At 63.8% G+C, this 12,991-nt stretch carries 16 protein-coding genes; 3 read left to right on the top strand and 13 right to left on the bottom strand.

Annotated features, from left to right (window positions below; all coding sequences use genetic code 11):
- Positions 1-7: 7 nt before the first annotated feature.
- From MQW79_RS07480 to MQW79_RS07425, 12 genes are all read right to left on the bottom strand, one after another.
- Entirely contained in the window at positions 8-943 is a 936-nt protein-coding gene (locus tag MQW79_RS07480; protein WP_476587740.1) for a fatty acid desaturase family protein, read from the bottom strand.
- Positions 944-1,021: 78 nt separating this feature from the next.
- The gene (locus tag MQW79_RS07475; RefSeq protein ID WP_476587739.1) at positions 1,022-1,468 is read right to left on the bottom strand and encodes a molybdenum cofactor biosynthesis protein MoaE; all 447 of its coding nucleotides are present in this window, start codon (positions 1,466-1,468) and stop codon (positions 1,022-1,024) included.
- A 1-nt stretch (position 1,469) separates the two neighbouring features.
- Positions 1,470-1,721 carry a MoaD/ThiS family protein gene (locus MQW79_RS07470; protein ID WP_476587738.1) on the bottom strand — a complete coding sequence of 84 codons (252 nt, stop codon included), beginning with the start codon at positions 1,719-1,721 and terminating at the stop codon, positions 1,470-1,472.
- Positions 1,718-2,284, bottom strand: a complete 567-nt coding sequence (gene pgsA, locus MQW79_RS07465; protein ID WP_476587737.1) for a CDP-diacylglycerol--glycerol-3-phosphate 3-phosphatidyltransferase — start codon at positions 2,282-2,284, stop codon at positions 1,718-1,720. Before pgsA ends, MQW79_RS07470 begins: the two co-directional genes overlap by 4 nt.
- A gap of 170 nt (positions 2,285-2,454) precedes the next feature.
- Positions 2,455-3,528 (bottom strand): 3-deoxy-7-phosphoheptulonate synthase, encoded by a 1,074-nt coding sequence (locus MQW79_RS07460; protein ID WP_476587736.1) that lies wholly within the window; start codon positions 3,526-3,528, stop codon positions 2,455-2,457.
- Between the two features lie 322 nt (positions 3,529-3,850).
- Entirely contained in the window at positions 3,851-4,354 is a 504-nt protein-coding gene (locus MQW79_RS07455; RefSeq protein WP_476587735.1) for a pyridoxamine 5'-phosphate oxidase family protein, read from the bottom strand.
- A gap of 90 nt (positions 4,355-4,444) precedes the next feature.
- On the bottom strand, positions 4,445-5,245 hold the full coding sequence (locus tag MQW79_RS07450; protein WP_476587734.1) for an ABC transporter permease: 801 nt from the start codon (positions 5,243-5,245) through the stop codon (positions 4,445-4,447).
- Between the two features lie 2 nt (positions 5,246-5,247).
- Positions 5,248-6,051: an ABC transporter permease gene (locus MQW79_RS07445; RefSeq protein WP_476587733.1), complete on the bottom strand. Its 804-nt coding sequence runs from the start codon at positions 6,049-6,051 to the stop codon at positions 5,248-5,250.
- Positions 6,048-7,052, bottom strand: a complete 1,005-nt coding sequence (locus MQW79_RS07440; protein WP_476587731.1) for an ABC transporter ATP-binding protein — start codon at positions 7,050-7,052, stop codon at positions 6,048-6,050. The genes MQW79_RS07445 and MQW79_RS07440 overlap by 4 nt, the downstream gene beginning before the upstream one ends.
- A 57-nt stretch (positions 7,053-7,109) precedes the next feature.
- The gene (locus tag MQW79_RS07435) at positions 7,110-7,463 is read right to left on the bottom strand and encodes a YciI family protein (RefSeq protein ID WP_476587730.1); all 354 of its coding nucleotides are present in this window, start codon (positions 7,461-7,463) and stop codon (positions 7,110-7,112) included.
- 227 nt (positions 7,464-7,690) lie between these two features.
- Positions 7,691-9,574, bottom strand: a complete 1,884-nt coding sequence (uvrC, locus tag MQW79_RS07430; protein WP_476587729.1) for an excinuclease ABC subunit UvrC — start codon at positions 9,572-9,574, stop codon at positions 7,691-7,693.
- The gene (locus MQW79_RS07425) at positions 9,571-10,359 is read right to left on the bottom strand and encodes an SDR family oxidoreductase (protein WP_476587727.1); all 789 of its coding nucleotides are present in this window, start codon (positions 10,357-10,359) and stop codon (positions 9,571-9,573) included. The genes uvrC and MQW79_RS07425 overlap by 4 nt, the downstream gene beginning before the upstream one ends.
- Positions 10,360-10,518: 159 nt before the next feature.
- Between MQW79_RS07425 and MQW79_RS07420 the strand changes: the two genes are divergently transcribed.
- From MQW79_RS07420 to MQW79_RS07410, 3 genes are all read left to right on the top strand, one after another.
- Positions 10,519-10,857: a hypothetical protein gene (locus MQW79_RS07420; protein ID WP_476587725.1), complete on the top strand. Its 339-nt coding sequence runs from the start codon at positions 10,519-10,521 to the stop codon at positions 10,855-10,857.
- Positions 10,858-10,925: 68 nt separating this feature from the next.
- On the top strand, positions 10,926-11,849 hold the full coding sequence (locus MQW79_RS07415; protein ID WP_476587724.1) for a DMT family transporter: 924 nt from the start codon (positions 10,926-10,928) through the stop codon (positions 11,847-11,849).
- A 74-nt stretch (positions 11,850-11,923) separates the two neighbouring features.
- Entirely contained in the window at positions 11,924-12,364 is a 441-nt protein-coding gene (locus tag MQW79_RS07410; protein WP_476587723.1) for a hypothetical protein, read from the top strand.
- A 79-nt stretch (positions 12,365-12,443) separates the two neighbouring features.
- On the opposite strand, the gene MQW79_RS07405 is transcribed toward MQW79_RS07410, so the two are convergent.
- Complete coding sequence (locus MQW79_RS07405; protein ID WP_476587721.1) at positions 12,444-12,926, bottom strand: SH3 domain-containing protein; 483 nt, start codon at positions 12,924-12,926, stop codon at positions 12,444-12,446.
- Positions 12,927-12,991 lie beyond the last annotated feature (65 nt).

Here is a 12,991-nt window from a genome sequence, read left to right as displayed (position 1 = left end):
TTTTTGTTCAACTCGCCGGAATGGAGGCGGTGCCGAAGAGGGTCTCGCGCACGAGGCCGGTCGTGTAGCCGCGGGTATTGTGGGCGCGGGCAACATAGGCGGGATTGGCCATCAGCGCCCGGTGGAGCTGGGGCAGATTGTAGAAGGGCACGCTCGGATAGAGATGGTGCTCGAGATGGAAATTGACGTGGTGCGGGGCGAAGAAGGCGCGCTCCCAGGTATAGGGCAGGACCGAGCGGGTGCCGCCCAATTCGTGCGTGTAATCCATCGACCCGAAATGCTCGGCCACGCTGCGCACATGCATGAGCAGGAAGAAGGTCGTGAGGTAGGGCACGAACCAGTAGAGCAGCACATCCATCCAGATGCCGAGCAGGGTGAAAACCGCGGCCATGGCGACATAAAAGCCAAGCCGAACAAGGCGATGGGAAAGGGGGGGCTTTTCGGCGGCCTTGAGCCGATGCAGCATGCCGAAGATGTCGAGGATCGAGCCCAGGACGATGAAATAGCTGAGGATTTCCAGCACACCTTCCTGCCAGGCCTTGGGGAAAGTGAATTTGCGATGGCCCAGCTTGAACACCCAGTCGGGGTCCTTGTCGGTATTGGTGTAGCGGTGGTGGGCGAGGTGATTGGAGCGGTAGCTGGCGACGGTGGTGAGCACCGGCCAGGCAAGCAGGATGTCGCAGACCCAATCGCTCAGCGCCTTGTTTCCGTTGAGGAAACGGTAATGCGCAAAGTCATGCAGCAGAACGCCAAAGCCATGCATGCGGCCGCCGATGACGGCCACGGCGAGCAGGTAGACGAGCGGGTTCTGCGCCCACTGGGAGAGGGCAATGGCGGCGGCGATGACGCCCCAGTCGAAAAGGACGGCCAAGGCGGTGCGCCAGGGATGCAGCACCGACAGGCGCTTGATCGTGGCCGCGTCGATATAGGCTGGTGACGACAAGGTGCCCCTCCCGGTCGAATACGTTAACAGAAGGTTAACACATTGCGTCGCTGGTGGTGGGCACTTCGGGAAATGAGGTTAACGCGACCAGCGTGCGCGGGCCTCGTCGTCGTCGTCCCTGGCTTCGACCCAGCGCAGGCCTGCGGGTGTCTCCTCCTGCTTCCAGAAGGGGGCGCCGGTCTTGAGATAGTCCATGAGGAACTGCGCGCCGTCGAAGGCGGCTTGCCGATGCGGGGCGAGGACCATGACCATCATGATGGTTTCGCCCGGCACGAGGCGGCCGAAGCGGTGGATGACGGCGGCGTCAATGAGGCCGAAACGGGCCATGGCCTCTTTGCGGATTGCTGCGATCTCGTTTTCGGCGAGGGCCGGATAGCACTCAAGAATGAGGGCACTGACCGGATCGTCCGAGCGGGAGCGCACGAGGCCGGTAAATGTGACCATGGCTCCGGCCTCGGTATGGGCAGCCTGAAAGGCGTTGGCCTCGGCGCCGGGATCGAAGGGGAGTTGCGTGACCCGGATCATCTCAGCCGCCGGTCATGGGCGGGAGGATGGCCACTTCGCGCGCGCCCGCCAGGGGCGTGTCCCAGGGGACGATGCGGGCGTCGCGTGCCAACTTGAAGATGGCAGGATTTTCCATGGCCAAGTCGAGGGCATCGTCCTGGGTGCGGAGCCAGGCGACGAGATCGGCGAGGGTGACGACGTCGGGTGGTGGCGTGACGTCATCGCTGGCGCGGTTGAGGCGCTCCCGCAGCCAGGCGAAGTAGAGGATTTTCATTTGCCGACGCCCGACAGGTGCGGCCAGGAGGCGCGCAGATATTGCCAGCCGGTCCAGAGAGTAATGATGCCCGCGGCCCAGAGGATGACGTCGGAAACCAGGGTCAGGCCGGGCATGATGGCTTCGCCCAGTACGAAGGCGAGGGCAACCAGCTGGATGGTGGTTTTCCACTTGGCCAGCTGGGTGACCGGGAGAACCACGGTCTTGTTACCCAAAAATTCCCTGAGGCCGGGGATGAAGGTCTCGCGGAACAGGATGGCGGTGACCGGGATGAGGTCAAGCGCTGAAAAGCTGCGGTCCCAGGCGAGGACGGTGATGAGGACAATGACGAGAATCTTGTCGGCGATGGGATCGAGCATGCGCCCCAGATCGGAATACTGGTCCCAGGCGCGGGCGAGGTAGCCATCCACCCAATCGCTGGCGGCGGCGATGACATAGAGCGCCAGGGCGATGGCCCTCAGCAGTGGATCGCCCGCCAGGATCAGCGCGCAGATGGGCACGATCGCCAGGATGCGGGCGATGGTGATGATATTGGGGACGAGGGTGAGCGGGTTCCGGGTCATGGGCGGAGAGAACAGGATGGGGGGCGGGGGGTCAAGGGGCGTCGGCGGCGGCACCCCCACCCAACCTCCCCCTGAAACAGGGGGAGGGACCTATCCAGTTTGGGGAAGCACTTGTGAGTAACTCCGATCTGCTCCTCCCCCTGTTTCAGGGGGAGGTTGGGTGGGGGTGCTTACGCCACCGCCTGATTGGTCGCCGCGCGGCGCTGCTTTACCGAGGCGGCCAGAGCACGAAGAGCCGTGACGGTCGTGTCCCAGTCAATGCAGCCGTCGGTGATAGACTGGCCGTAGGTCAGCTCCTGGCCTTCCACGAGGTCCTGGCGACCGGCACGCAAGTTGGATTCGACCATGACGCCGATGATGCGCTTGTCGCCTGCGGAAAGCTGATTGCCGATGTCAGCGAGGACCAGCGGCTGGTTTTCCGGGTTTTTCGACGAATTGGCATGGCTGGCATCGATCATCAATGCGGGATTGAGACCGGCCTTGACGGCGGCATTGGCGGCAGCGTCGACCGAGGCGGCGTCGAAGTTGGTGGTTTTGCCGCCGCGCAGGATGATGTGGCAATCCTGGTTACCGGTTGTCGCCGCGATGCCCGACCGCCCATCCTTGGTGACGGCCATGAAATGGTGTGGCTGACCAGCGGAGAGAACTGCGTCGAGCGCGATCTTCACATTGCCATCGGTACCGTTCTTGAAGCCGACCGGGCAGGAGAGGCCGGAGGCCAGTTCGCGGTGAATCTGGCTTTCGGTGGTGCGGGCGCCGATGGCGGCCCAGGCGACGAGATCGGCCAGGTATTGCGGCGTGGTCATGTCGAGGAATTCGCAGGCCGAGGGCAGGCCGAGATTGGCGATGTCGAGCAGGAGGGTCCGGGCGGTATGGAGGCCCTGCGTGATGTTGAAGCTGCCATCGAGATCAGGATCGTTGATGAGACCCTTCCAGCCCACGGTGGTGCGCGGCTTTTCGAAGTAGACGCGCATGATGATTTCGAGCTCGCCACTCAGTTCCTCGCGCAGGGCAACAAGGCGGCGGGCATAGTCCATGGCGGCGGCTGGATCGTGGATGGAGCAGGGGCCGACGATGACGGCGAGGCGGTCATCCTGTCCGACGAGGATGTTGTGGAAGTCGTGACGTGCGGCGATGACCGTGCGCGTGGCGGCGTCGGTGCGCGGATGGGTGCGCATCACCTCGATGGGTGTCGGCAACGGCTTGATTTCGGTGATGCGAAGGTCGTCGGTGGATTTGAGCATTTGGTGGTCCTCGGGGATTTTACGCGAGGGGCCAACAAAAAAGCCGCCTCGGAAGTCGGGCGGCTGGCTTGCGATTTGGGTGGTATCTTTTGGGGTCAGATCACACGCGCGCAATAGCCTCCGCCGGGAGCGGATAGCTAAAATACCAATAAAAGGTGGCTGCGTTGATCATGGGGCAGAAGCTAGCCGAGGAAATCGGGACTGTCGAGTCCCGACTTTAGGAGGGGTGCAATGAGCACCCTCACCTAGCTCTGCTACGGCCCTTCGGGCCTAGCGGCGCTACCTCCCCCGTCATGGGGGAGGTGCAGGATCGTGGTGGCCGTTAGAGGCGCGCCTTGCCGACGTCGCCCATGTCGGTCTTGGCGCCGGTGACGGCGGCGACCAGCATCTTGGCGCCGGTGACGATCATGTTGGGGCTATCCCAGACTTCGCCATCCTCGGGTACGACGCGGAGGAGTCGGATCTGCGGGTCGTTGGCGTCGTCCCACCAGGCCTTGTCGAAATTGCTCCAGAGATCAGCGATCTTGGCGCGGTCATTGGAGACTTCTGCTTCGCCGGCGATGACCACGTATTTATGGCCGCCATTGTCGGCCCAGGCGAGCGAGACGTGCGGATAGTTCTCGATCTCGGTGAGTTTGTGGCCCTCAATATCGGTGAGGAAATAGATGGCGTGTTCATCACGACGGACGCGGGCCGACATTGGCCGGCTGCGCTGCTGCTTGCCGTCCCAGGTGGTCAGCATGCAGATGTCGATCTTTTCGGCCAGCTCCCAGATGCGGTCGATGGCTTCCTCGGCGCTGAGGATATTGTTGTTGTCGTCGCTCATGACGGTTCTCCAGATTGACTGGAGGGCGAACGGTTTGCGCGGTCGAGGGTTGCCCCGGTGGGCCGGATGGTCGATCAATTCTGATGGAGATCAGCCGCCGGCGCCCTGATAGTTGCGCAGGCAATACCGCCAATGTGCCATGGCCAGCAGCACGAAGAGCGGGCCTATCACCAGCGAGGCCAGGCCCGCCCAATCGCCCAGGATCGGCACCGGCTTGCCCAAGGCCACGGCAGTGGGGATGAAAGCCAGAAATCCGAGCGGCGCGATCGTCAGCATCATCACCTGCAGGGGCAGTGGGAAGATGTTGAGTGGATAGCGGGCCAGCTCCCAGAAGCCGAAGAAGATGGAAAAGAGGTGGCGCGAGCGGACCCAGATCAAAGCCGTCGCCCCGATCATGGTCATGAGGGCGGCCGTCAGCATGGCGGCGCTGACGGTAGCGGCGATGAAGTAGAGCGCGATGAAGAGCGTCCAGTCCACGCTGACTTGCAAGAGCGACCAGATCATCAGCCCGGAAGCGAGGATGATGTGGCCCCCATAGCCTATGTTGAGGCCGGAAAAGGCCAGGAAGAGCCACGGGCCGACCGGCTTCACCAATATTGCGTCGAAGGTGCCCATGCGCACCTTTTCCTCGATGTCGCGGAACTGGGTGAAGCTCAGGGCCGCGCCAAGCGAATAGGCCAGCAGGTGGAAGGCCAGCAGCAGGGCCATTTCCGGCCATGTCCAGCCCCCCAGCGTCTCGAAGCGGAAGACGATCAGGGCGATCGCGGCATACATGGCGGCGTAGGAAAATCCCTGCGACAACCAGGCCAGCAGCATGGCGCCGCGATATTCCATGCGGGTGCGCACATAGATGCCGACCAGATGCGGGATAAGAGTGAGGCCCCTGAGCATGGTCACCCTCCCTGTACGACGAGGCGGTATCGGGCCTGGGCCCAGAGCCAGGCGACGAAGCTGCCCAGGGCGAGTAGCCAGACGAGGCCGAGTCCAAGGGTGGACCAGGTCTGTGCTGCATCGAGTTTGCCGAGATAGACGGCCGAGGGATAATAGCTGACCCAGGCGAAGGGCAGGTAGCCAAGCGCAGTGGCGAGCGGCGCAGGCATGAACCAGAGCGGGATGATGGCGCCGGAGGCCAGTGCCATGATGCCGCGCAAAAACCATTCCAGCGCAAAAACCGTCATGAGCCAGAAGGCGAGCAGACCTGCAAGGCAGGCCAGGCAGAACAGGATCAGCCATGAGACCACGGCAAAGGGCACGAACATAACCCCGTGAAAGAGGCTGGCCGGCGGGAGCAGACCAACGGCAAGCGCCACGACAATCGCAACGGGCAGGGTGATAACGATCTGGTCAAAGGCGTATTGGCCGAAATGATTGGCAGCCAGAAAGCCCGGATACTGGAAGGGCTTGAGCAGGAATACCGTGACGTCGCCAGTGCGCACCGATTCACCCAGCTCGTTGATGAGGCGGTCGGTGCGCCAATGCAGCAGGGAGCCGGCGATGAGCACATAGGTGATCATTTCGGGCAGGCTGACGCCGGAAACCTCGCTGGAGCCGAAGCCGGCAAAGGCGGCGCTCCAGACCGCGATATAGGCAAAGACAGACACCAGTTCGCCAAACACGCTCGCCCAGACCTGGTTGCGATAGGCCAGGCGCGACTGAAAGGCCGTGGTGGCAAAGGCTGGATACGCAAGCAGCCTCATGCTGGCGATCCCGCCAGGCCGGGCTTGTTGAGGTAGAAGGTGCGGATCACCTCCTCGATGTCGGGTTCCTCGAGCTTGATGTCCTTGAGACCGTGGCCCCGGCCGACTTCGTTGAGCACGTCGACGAGCGAGACGGCTTCGTTTTCGAGCAGGAAATGCTTGGCGGCGCCCTCGTCAGCGGTGAGTGTTGCCGTGGTCAGGGCGAGGGGGCCCGGATCGGTGGCAAATTCGAGCGTCAGGCGGCGGCGCGAGCCGAGGGTGGCGCGCAGGCGTTTCAGCTCGCCATCGAAGAGCAGCTTGCCGTCATCGACCATGATGAGGCGCGGGCAGATCTGCTCGATGTCGACGAGATCGTGGGTGGTGAGGATGATGGTGGTGCCGCGCTCGCGATTGATCTCGGCGAGAAATTTGCGCACCGCATCCTTGGCCACGACGTCGAGACCGATCGTGGGTTCATCGAGGAACAGGATTTTCGGGTCGTGCAGCAGCGCCATGGCGATCTCGGCGCGCATGCGCTGCCCCAGCGAGAGCTGGCGCACCGGCCGGTCGATATAGGCGCCCATGTCGAGCATTTGCGTCAGATAGTCGAGATTGTCGGCATAGCGCGCTTGCGGGATGTCGTAGATGTGTCGATTGAGATCGTAGCTGTCGCGCACCGGCAGATCCCACCAGAGCTGGCTGCGCTGGCCGAAGACCACGCCGATGTCGCGGGCATTGACCATGCGATGGGAATGGGGTTCGCGGCCGAGCACCGAGAGCGTGCCGGCACTGGGCGTCAGGATGCCGGTCATCATCTTGATCATGGTCGACTTGCCGGCGCCGTTGGGGCCGAGATAGCCAACCGCTTCACCCGGATGGATGGCAAAGGAAATGCCGTCGACGGCGCGGATTTCGGTGTAGTCGCGCGAGAAGAGGCTGCGCAGGGCGCCGCCAAAGCCGGACTGGCGCTTGAGCTGGCGAAAGGTCTTGCCCACGCCAGCAGCGGAAATAATCGGTGCCATGAAAGAACTCCCCGACAGGAAGCTAGCCGATTCTTGCCGGGGTGAAAGGGATTTGGCTCAGCTGGCCATGTTGAACTGCTGGAGCTGCAGCACGGTGACCTCGCCGTCCCATTCGGGCCAGTGCTGACGATGCAGTTCGACGAAGCGGGTGGTCCACTCCACGACTTCCGCATCGGTTTCCAGTTCGTAGATGGCGTAGCCGCCAACCATTTCCTTGGCTTCGGCAAAGGGGCCATCGGTGATCATCTGGCCCTTGCGGGTGGTGACGGTGCCGGCCAGGGCCATGCCGCCGGACTCGGTCATTTTCGCGCCCGCCTCCATGCCGAGCTGGACGATGGCGGCCATCAGTCCGGCCGGCGGCTGGCTCGCGACCTCGGGGTTGAGAGTCTTGACCATGGTGAGGAATTTCATTTCGGGTCTCCCTTGGGGTGGTTGCCGAGGCGACGGATGGCGAAGGGGGATTTCGACAAATTCTACGAAACCCACTGCATCCCATACCCCCACCCAGCTTTACTACGGCCCGGTGGGCCTAGTGCCGCTACCCTCCCCACAAGGGGGAGGGAGTGGATGAACACCAGCACCAAGGCCTGCGCCTCCCTCCCCTTGATGGGGAGGGATTGAGGGTGGGGTGACCAGGACTAAGTCCGATTGAAGTGGTCGTAGACCAGCTGCGCCATGGCCTTTGAGATCGTGGGCACGGATTCGAGGTCGGCGAGGGAGGCGCGGGCGACGGCCTTGGCGGAGCCGAAATGATGGAGCAGGGCGCGCTTGCGGGCGGGACCGATGCCGTCGATCTCATCAAGCGGGTTCCTGATCTGCTCCTTGTTGCGCTTGGCGCGGTGGGTGCCGATAGCGAAGCGATGGACCTCGTCGCGCAGACGCTGAACATAGTAGAGCACCGGATCGCGGTGGGGCAGCATGAAGGCCTCTCGGCCTTCCATGAAGAACTTTTCGCGGCCGGCATCGCGTTCCTCGCCCTTGGCAATGCCGATGAAGGTCACTTCCCGGGGCAGGTTCAACTCGGCAATGACCTCGCGCACGGCATTGAGCTGGCCGGCGCCACCGTCAATGAAGACGACGTCGGGCCAGTCGGGCATGCCGGTCTGCTCGTCCTCGGCATCCGTTTCGCTCTCGCTGGCCAGGCGGGCGAAGCGGCGGGTCAGCACTTCGCGCATCATGCCGAAGTCGTCGCCGGCGACGATGTCGGATTTGATGTTGAAGGTGCGATAGTGCTTCTTGGAAAAGCCTTCCTCGCCCGCCACCACCATGGCGCCAACCATGTTGGTGCCTGAAATGTGGGAATTGTCATAGGCTTCGATGCGGCGCGGAATGTTGTCGAGGCCGAAACAATTGGCCACGCCTTCGAGCAGGCTGCGGTTGGAGGCGCCCTCGGCCAATTGCCGGCCGAGCGCCTCGCGGGCATTGTTGAGGGCGTGGTTGACCAGATCGCGCTTTTCGCCGCGCTGGGGCACTTCGAGGCGCACCTTGCGGCCGGCGCGGGTCGAGAGGGCTTCCTCGATCAGGTCAGGTTCACTCATCTCGTGACTGAGCAGGACGAGGCGCGGCGGGGTGCGATCCTCGTAGAACTGAACGATGAAGGCTTCCAGCACTTCGGCATCGGTGAGGCTGTCGTCGGCCTTGGGGCGGAAGGCGTGGTTGCCCCAGTTCTGGAAGGCGCGGAAGAAGAAGACCTGGACGCAGAACTGGCCACCCTCGTGATGGATGGCGAAGACGTCGGCCTCCTCGACAGACTTGGCGGTGGCATCGCCCTGCGACTGCACGAGGGCGAGGGCGGAGAGGCGGTCGCGGATCAGGGCGGCGCGCTCGAAATCGAGTTCCTCGGCGGCCTTGTTCATATCGGCCTGGAGATGGCTGCGCACCGCATCGGATTTGCCGGAGAGGAACTGGCGGGCATCCTCGACCAGCTCGGCATAGCCTTCGAGGCTGATCTCGCGGGTGCAGGGGGCGGCGCAGCGCTTGATCTGGAATTGCAGGCAGGGACGGGTGCGGGCGGCGTAGAAGCTGTCCGAGCAATTTCGCAGAAGGAAGGCCTTCTGAAGACTCGCAATGGTGCGGCTGACCGCAACGGCCGAGGCGAAGGGGCCGAAATAATGGCCCTTGCGACGGCGCGAGCCGCGATGCTTGGTCAGCTCAGGCGCCTCGTGATCGGTGGCGATCAGGATGTAGGGAAAGCTCTTGTCGTCGCGCAGCAGCACGTTGAAGCGCGGCTTCAGGCGCTTGATCAGATTGGCTTCGAGCAGCAGCGCTTCGGATTCGGTCTCGGTGCGCACGAATTCCATGCTCACCGTGGCCGCGATCATACGCTGGATGCGGACGGGCAGGCCTTCGGGCCTGGTATAGTTGGTGACGCGCGACTTGAGGCTGCGCGCCTTGCCCACATAAATGACGCTGCCATCGGCATCGAGCATGCGATAGACACCCGGCGCGGCGGGCAGGGTGCGGACGAAGGCCCTGATGACCTCGGGGCCGGATGGGGGCGGGGTGGCAGGCGCGTCAGTCATGATCGGGGCGTCGGCGCGCGGCGGCTGGGCCAGGCAAGGTGCTGGCCGCCATCAAGGGCGAGCATCTGGCCGGTAAAGGCGGGCATGGCGAGGATGTTGAGGACGCCCTGGGCGATGGCTTCGGGGCCGGCGTGACGCCGGAGCGGCAGGTTGTCGACAGAGCGGTCGAACTCCTCCTGGGTCTGGCGTGCATTGGGCAGAACCGGTCCAGGGCCGATGGCATTGACGCGGATGGCCGGCGCGAATGACTGCGCAAGGGTCTGGGTGGCTGTCCAGAGCACTGACTTGGAGAGAAAGTAGCTGAAATAGGCCGGGCTGGGATTGAGCACGCGCTCGTCGACGATGTTGACGATATTGCCTTCCGCCCCAGCGGGAAGCTGGGCGGCAAAATCGCGGGCAAGAAAGATCGGTGCTTCGGCATGTACCGCGAAATGGGCATCCCAAAGCGCCTCGTCAACATCTCGGGCGCTATCGGGCTCGAATGTCGAGGCATTGTTGATGAGAACGGTCAGCGGGCCAAAGACCGCGGCAGCGTCGGCAATCAGCCGGGCCCGTTGCCGGCGATCGGCAAGATCAGCCTGAAGTATTTCTGCGCGGCCACCGGAGGCGCAGATGTCTGCCTTGAGCGCCCTGGCGCCCGTGGCGTCCGCGCGATAGTGGATCAGCACGGCATGGCCTTGTGCCGCCAGAGCAGAGGCAATGGCTGCGCCAATGCGGGTGCTGGCGCCGGTAACGAGTGCCACGGGAGGGGTCTGATTCGGCTGGATTTCGGGCGTCTGGGACATCGGCGGGACCATAGGCTGGACGGGGCACGGCTTCAATCGGGCTTGCGGGGCAAGGGCACAGTTAGGATTGGCAGCTGTCATGGTGTGGCAGCAGGCTGTTTTGGCTTTGCCGGATGGGAAAACGGACGTAGCCTTCGATGACGGGGCGGGAGGCCCCGGATGAGAGAAGGGGGACAGATGGATGTCATCGTGCCCATCCTCGTGCAGTTGATTGCCGGAGGCGCGGGCGGCAATGCCGCCGGGCAAGTGGCAACACGGCTGAACCTGGGTGTGGCCGGAAACTCGATAGTGGGCGCCATTGGTGGCCTTGCCGGAACCTGGCTCGCGGGTCTGATACCGGGTCTCGATACGCTGGTGGGTGCAGCCACCGGCGCAGCGGGGACCTCGGGGTCACTGGACCTGGGTGCGCTGGCTGGTCAGGCCGTCACAAGCCTGGTCGGCGGTGGTCTGTTGACGCTCGTCGTCGGCATGGCCAAGTCAGCCATGGTGAAGCGCTGACGCCTGGAATAAGCTATCGGCGCCTCGCGGCATGGATCGCTGCGGGACGCCCCTGATTCGAGTCACCTATGCCCACTCCCTCCCTTGGCCTGCGCACCGACCATATCGGGCGCGGCATCGCCTTGACCGTGGTCACCATCGGCGTCTTCGGCATCCAGGATGCCATCGCCAAGCTCCTGGTGCAGGACTATTCCCCTTTCCAGATCACGATGATGCGGTATTGGGGCTTCGCCATTTTCGCGCTGGTGCTGGTGGCGCGGCAGGCCCCTTTGCGGCAGGCGCTGCGGTCGCGGGCGCCCAAGACGCAGATCCTGCGCGGCGTGCTGCTGATGGCCGATATCTGGTTCTTTGCGCTGGCGCTGCAGACGGTGCCGCTGGGCGAATTGCAGGCCATCGTCATCGTCTATCCGCTGCTGGTGACGGTATTTGCCATTCCGATCCTGGGCGAAAAGGTGGGCGTATTCCGGTTTGCGGCTGTCGGGGCCGGGTTTGTCGGGGCGCTGATCATCATGCGGCCCGGCGGCGTGCCGCTCGACTGGGGCGCGGGCTTCGCGCTGGCATCGGCCGCGCTTTACGCGCTCTACATCGTCATCACCCGCAAGGTGACGGCGATCGATAGCGCGGCTACCAGCATGACCTATGCCGCCCTGGTTGGCCTGGTCCTCTCGGGCGGGGTGGGCGTGTTCTTCTGGCAGCCCATGCCATGGCCGGACTTTGCGCTGGTCGTGGTGGTGATGATCACCACCTGTGCCGGGCATGGGCTGATGACCATTGCCCTGACCATGGCGCCGGCCAGCGTGCTGCAGCCGTTCAATTACTTCTCGCTGCCCTGGGCCATCGTGCTGTCCATTGTGGTCTTCGGGCAGTGGATCGACCCGATCTCGCTGGTCGGCGCGGCTGTCATCGTTGGGGCAGGCCTGGTGGTGATGGCGCGCGAACGCGTTCGGCGGGTGCCCAAGGCGCCGGAAGAGGCCCTGCCGGGTGTTGAATAGGCGAGGTCTTGAACTGGCCGGCCCCAAAGGGCATGTGTGACCAGGAAAACTGATCATGCTTGAGGGAGGGCGCCATGATCTGGCTGATCGAGATTGCGCTGGTGCTGCTTCTGGTTGGCGGCGGCTGGACGATGATGACGCGCAAGCGGCAGGACAGCCAGCGTGAAGCGCTGACCATGCGCCGCGTCGATGCCTATATCGAGACCATCAGACGCGAGCGTCGCAGCCCGGACCTGGCCGCCATGAGCGACACCGAGTTGCGCGACCTGCTGCATTCGGGCGCGCGCAACCTAAAGGTGGCCGAACAGCGCAAGAGCTGGATCGTGCTCGGCTGCGGCGCTGCAAGCGTCATTGCGGCGGCCGTCGCGGGCAGCCAGGAAGGCTGGGTGAGTTTCGGGGTCGTGGCGGCCATCGGCGCCATCGTCACCTATGGCACGAACGAGTTTCTGGGCCGCCGCATGCGTGCGCCGCTGGAAAAGCGCGGCGTGGATATCGACCGGCTGATGGTCGAATGACTGCTGAAGGTCAGCGCGTCCCGCTCGCACATGAAAACGCCGCCCCGAGAGGGCGGCGTCTGGCTTGCAGGGTCCTGGCTCAGGTGCCCATGCAGAAATAGCCGTTGGGTCCGTTGAAGCACATGTTGAAGTTCGGGTCCCTCGGATGGACCGGGTAGACGGGCTGCGGGCGGGGAGGACGCGGATTCCAGTGCGGCGGACGCGGCGGCTGCGGGTTCCAGTGCGGCGGATGTGAATCCCAATGCGGAGGCTGCGGACGCGGCGGGCGCGGCTTCCAATCATCATCCCAATGGCCGCCAGCGCCGCCAATGGCCAGATAATTGGCTGAGACCCAGCCATCGGGACCGGGCTTCTGGACGTAGCACCAGCTGCCGCGGCATTGCTGCACATCCACGGGCTGCCCGCGCCGAAGGGTATCGACGACGTTGTAGCCGGTGCCGGGACCGGAGCGGACATTGACACTGCCGGTCGCAACGGCGGGTGCGGCGGAAGCGGCAGCCGTAGCAGCGAGAACGGCCAGCGTCGCGAGTCCGGAGATTATGAGGTTTTTCCTGAGGGCCATGGTTGAGTTCCTTTCCCTGTGGCTGGCATTGGTGCCTTGCCAACAGAAAACGCCAACGCGGATGA

It is taken from the genome of Devosia sp. Micro-HW1 (assembly GCF_056341075.1).
The sequence above is the reverse complement of the archived record's forward strand: the minus strand, read 5'-3'. Positions and strand labels throughout refer to the sequence as shown.

Bases quoted from the DNA above. Each gene is read 5' to 3' on its own strand.
- MQW79_RS07425 (WP_476587727.1), bottom strand. From the start codon at position 10,359: ATGTCCCAGACGCCCGAAATCCAGCCGAATCAGACCCCTCCCGTGGCA.
- MQW79_RS07475 (WP_476587739.1), bottom strand. From the start codon at position 1,468: ATGATCCGGGTCACGCAACTCCCCTTCGATCCCGGCGCCGAGGCCAAC.
- MQW79_RS07420 (WP_476587725.1), top strand. From the start codon at position 10,519: ATGAGAGAAGGGGGACAGATGGATGTCATCGTGCCCATCCTCGTGCAG.
- MQW79_RS07410 (WP_476587723.1), top strand. From the start codon at position 11,924: ATGATCTGGCTGATCGAGATTGCGCTGGTGCTGCTTCTGGTTGGCGGC.
- MQW79_RS07415 (WP_476587724.1), top strand. From the start codon at position 10,926: ATGCCCACTCCCTCCCTTGGCCTGCGCACCGACCATATCGGGCGCGGC.
- MQW79_RS07450 (WP_476587734.1), bottom strand. From the start codon at position 5,245: ATGCTCAGGGGCCTCACTCTTATCCCGCATCTGGTCGGCATCTATGTG.
- MQW79_RS07460 (WP_476587736.1), bottom strand. From the start codon at position 3,528: ATGCTCAAATCCACCGACGACCTTCGCATCACCGAAATCAAGCCGTTG.
- MQW79_RS07455 (WP_476587735.1), bottom strand. From the start codon at position 4,354: ATGAGCGACGACAACAACAATATCCTCAGCGCCGAGGAAGCCATCGAC.
- pgsA (WP_476587737.1), bottom strand. From the start codon at position 2,284: ATGACCCGGAACCCGCTCACCCTCGTCCCCAATATCATCACCATCGCC.
- MQW79_RS07440 (WP_476587731.1), bottom strand. From the start codon at position 7,052: ATGGCACCGATTATTTCCGCTGCTGGCGTGGGCAAGACCTTTCGCCAG.
- MQW79_RS07445 (WP_476587733.1), bottom strand. From the start codon at position 6,051: ATGAGGCTGCTTGCGTATCCAGCCTTTGCCACCACGGCCTTTCAGTCG.
- uvrC (WP_476587729.1), bottom strand. From the start codon at position 9,574: ATGACTGACGCGCCTGCCACCCCGCCCCCATCCGGCCCCGAGGTCATC.
- MQW79_RS07405 (WP_476587721.1), bottom strand. From the start codon at position 12,926: ATGGCCCTCAGGAAAAACCTCATAATCTCCGGACTCGCGACGCTGGCC.
- MQW79_RS07435 (WP_476587730.1), bottom strand. From the start codon at position 7,463: ATGAAATTCCTCACCATGGTCAAGACTCTCAACCCCGAGGTCGCGAGC.
- MQW79_RS07470 (WP_476587738.1), bottom strand. From the start codon at position 1,721: ATGAAAATCCTCTACTTCGCCTGGCTGCGGGAGCGCCTCAACCGCGCC.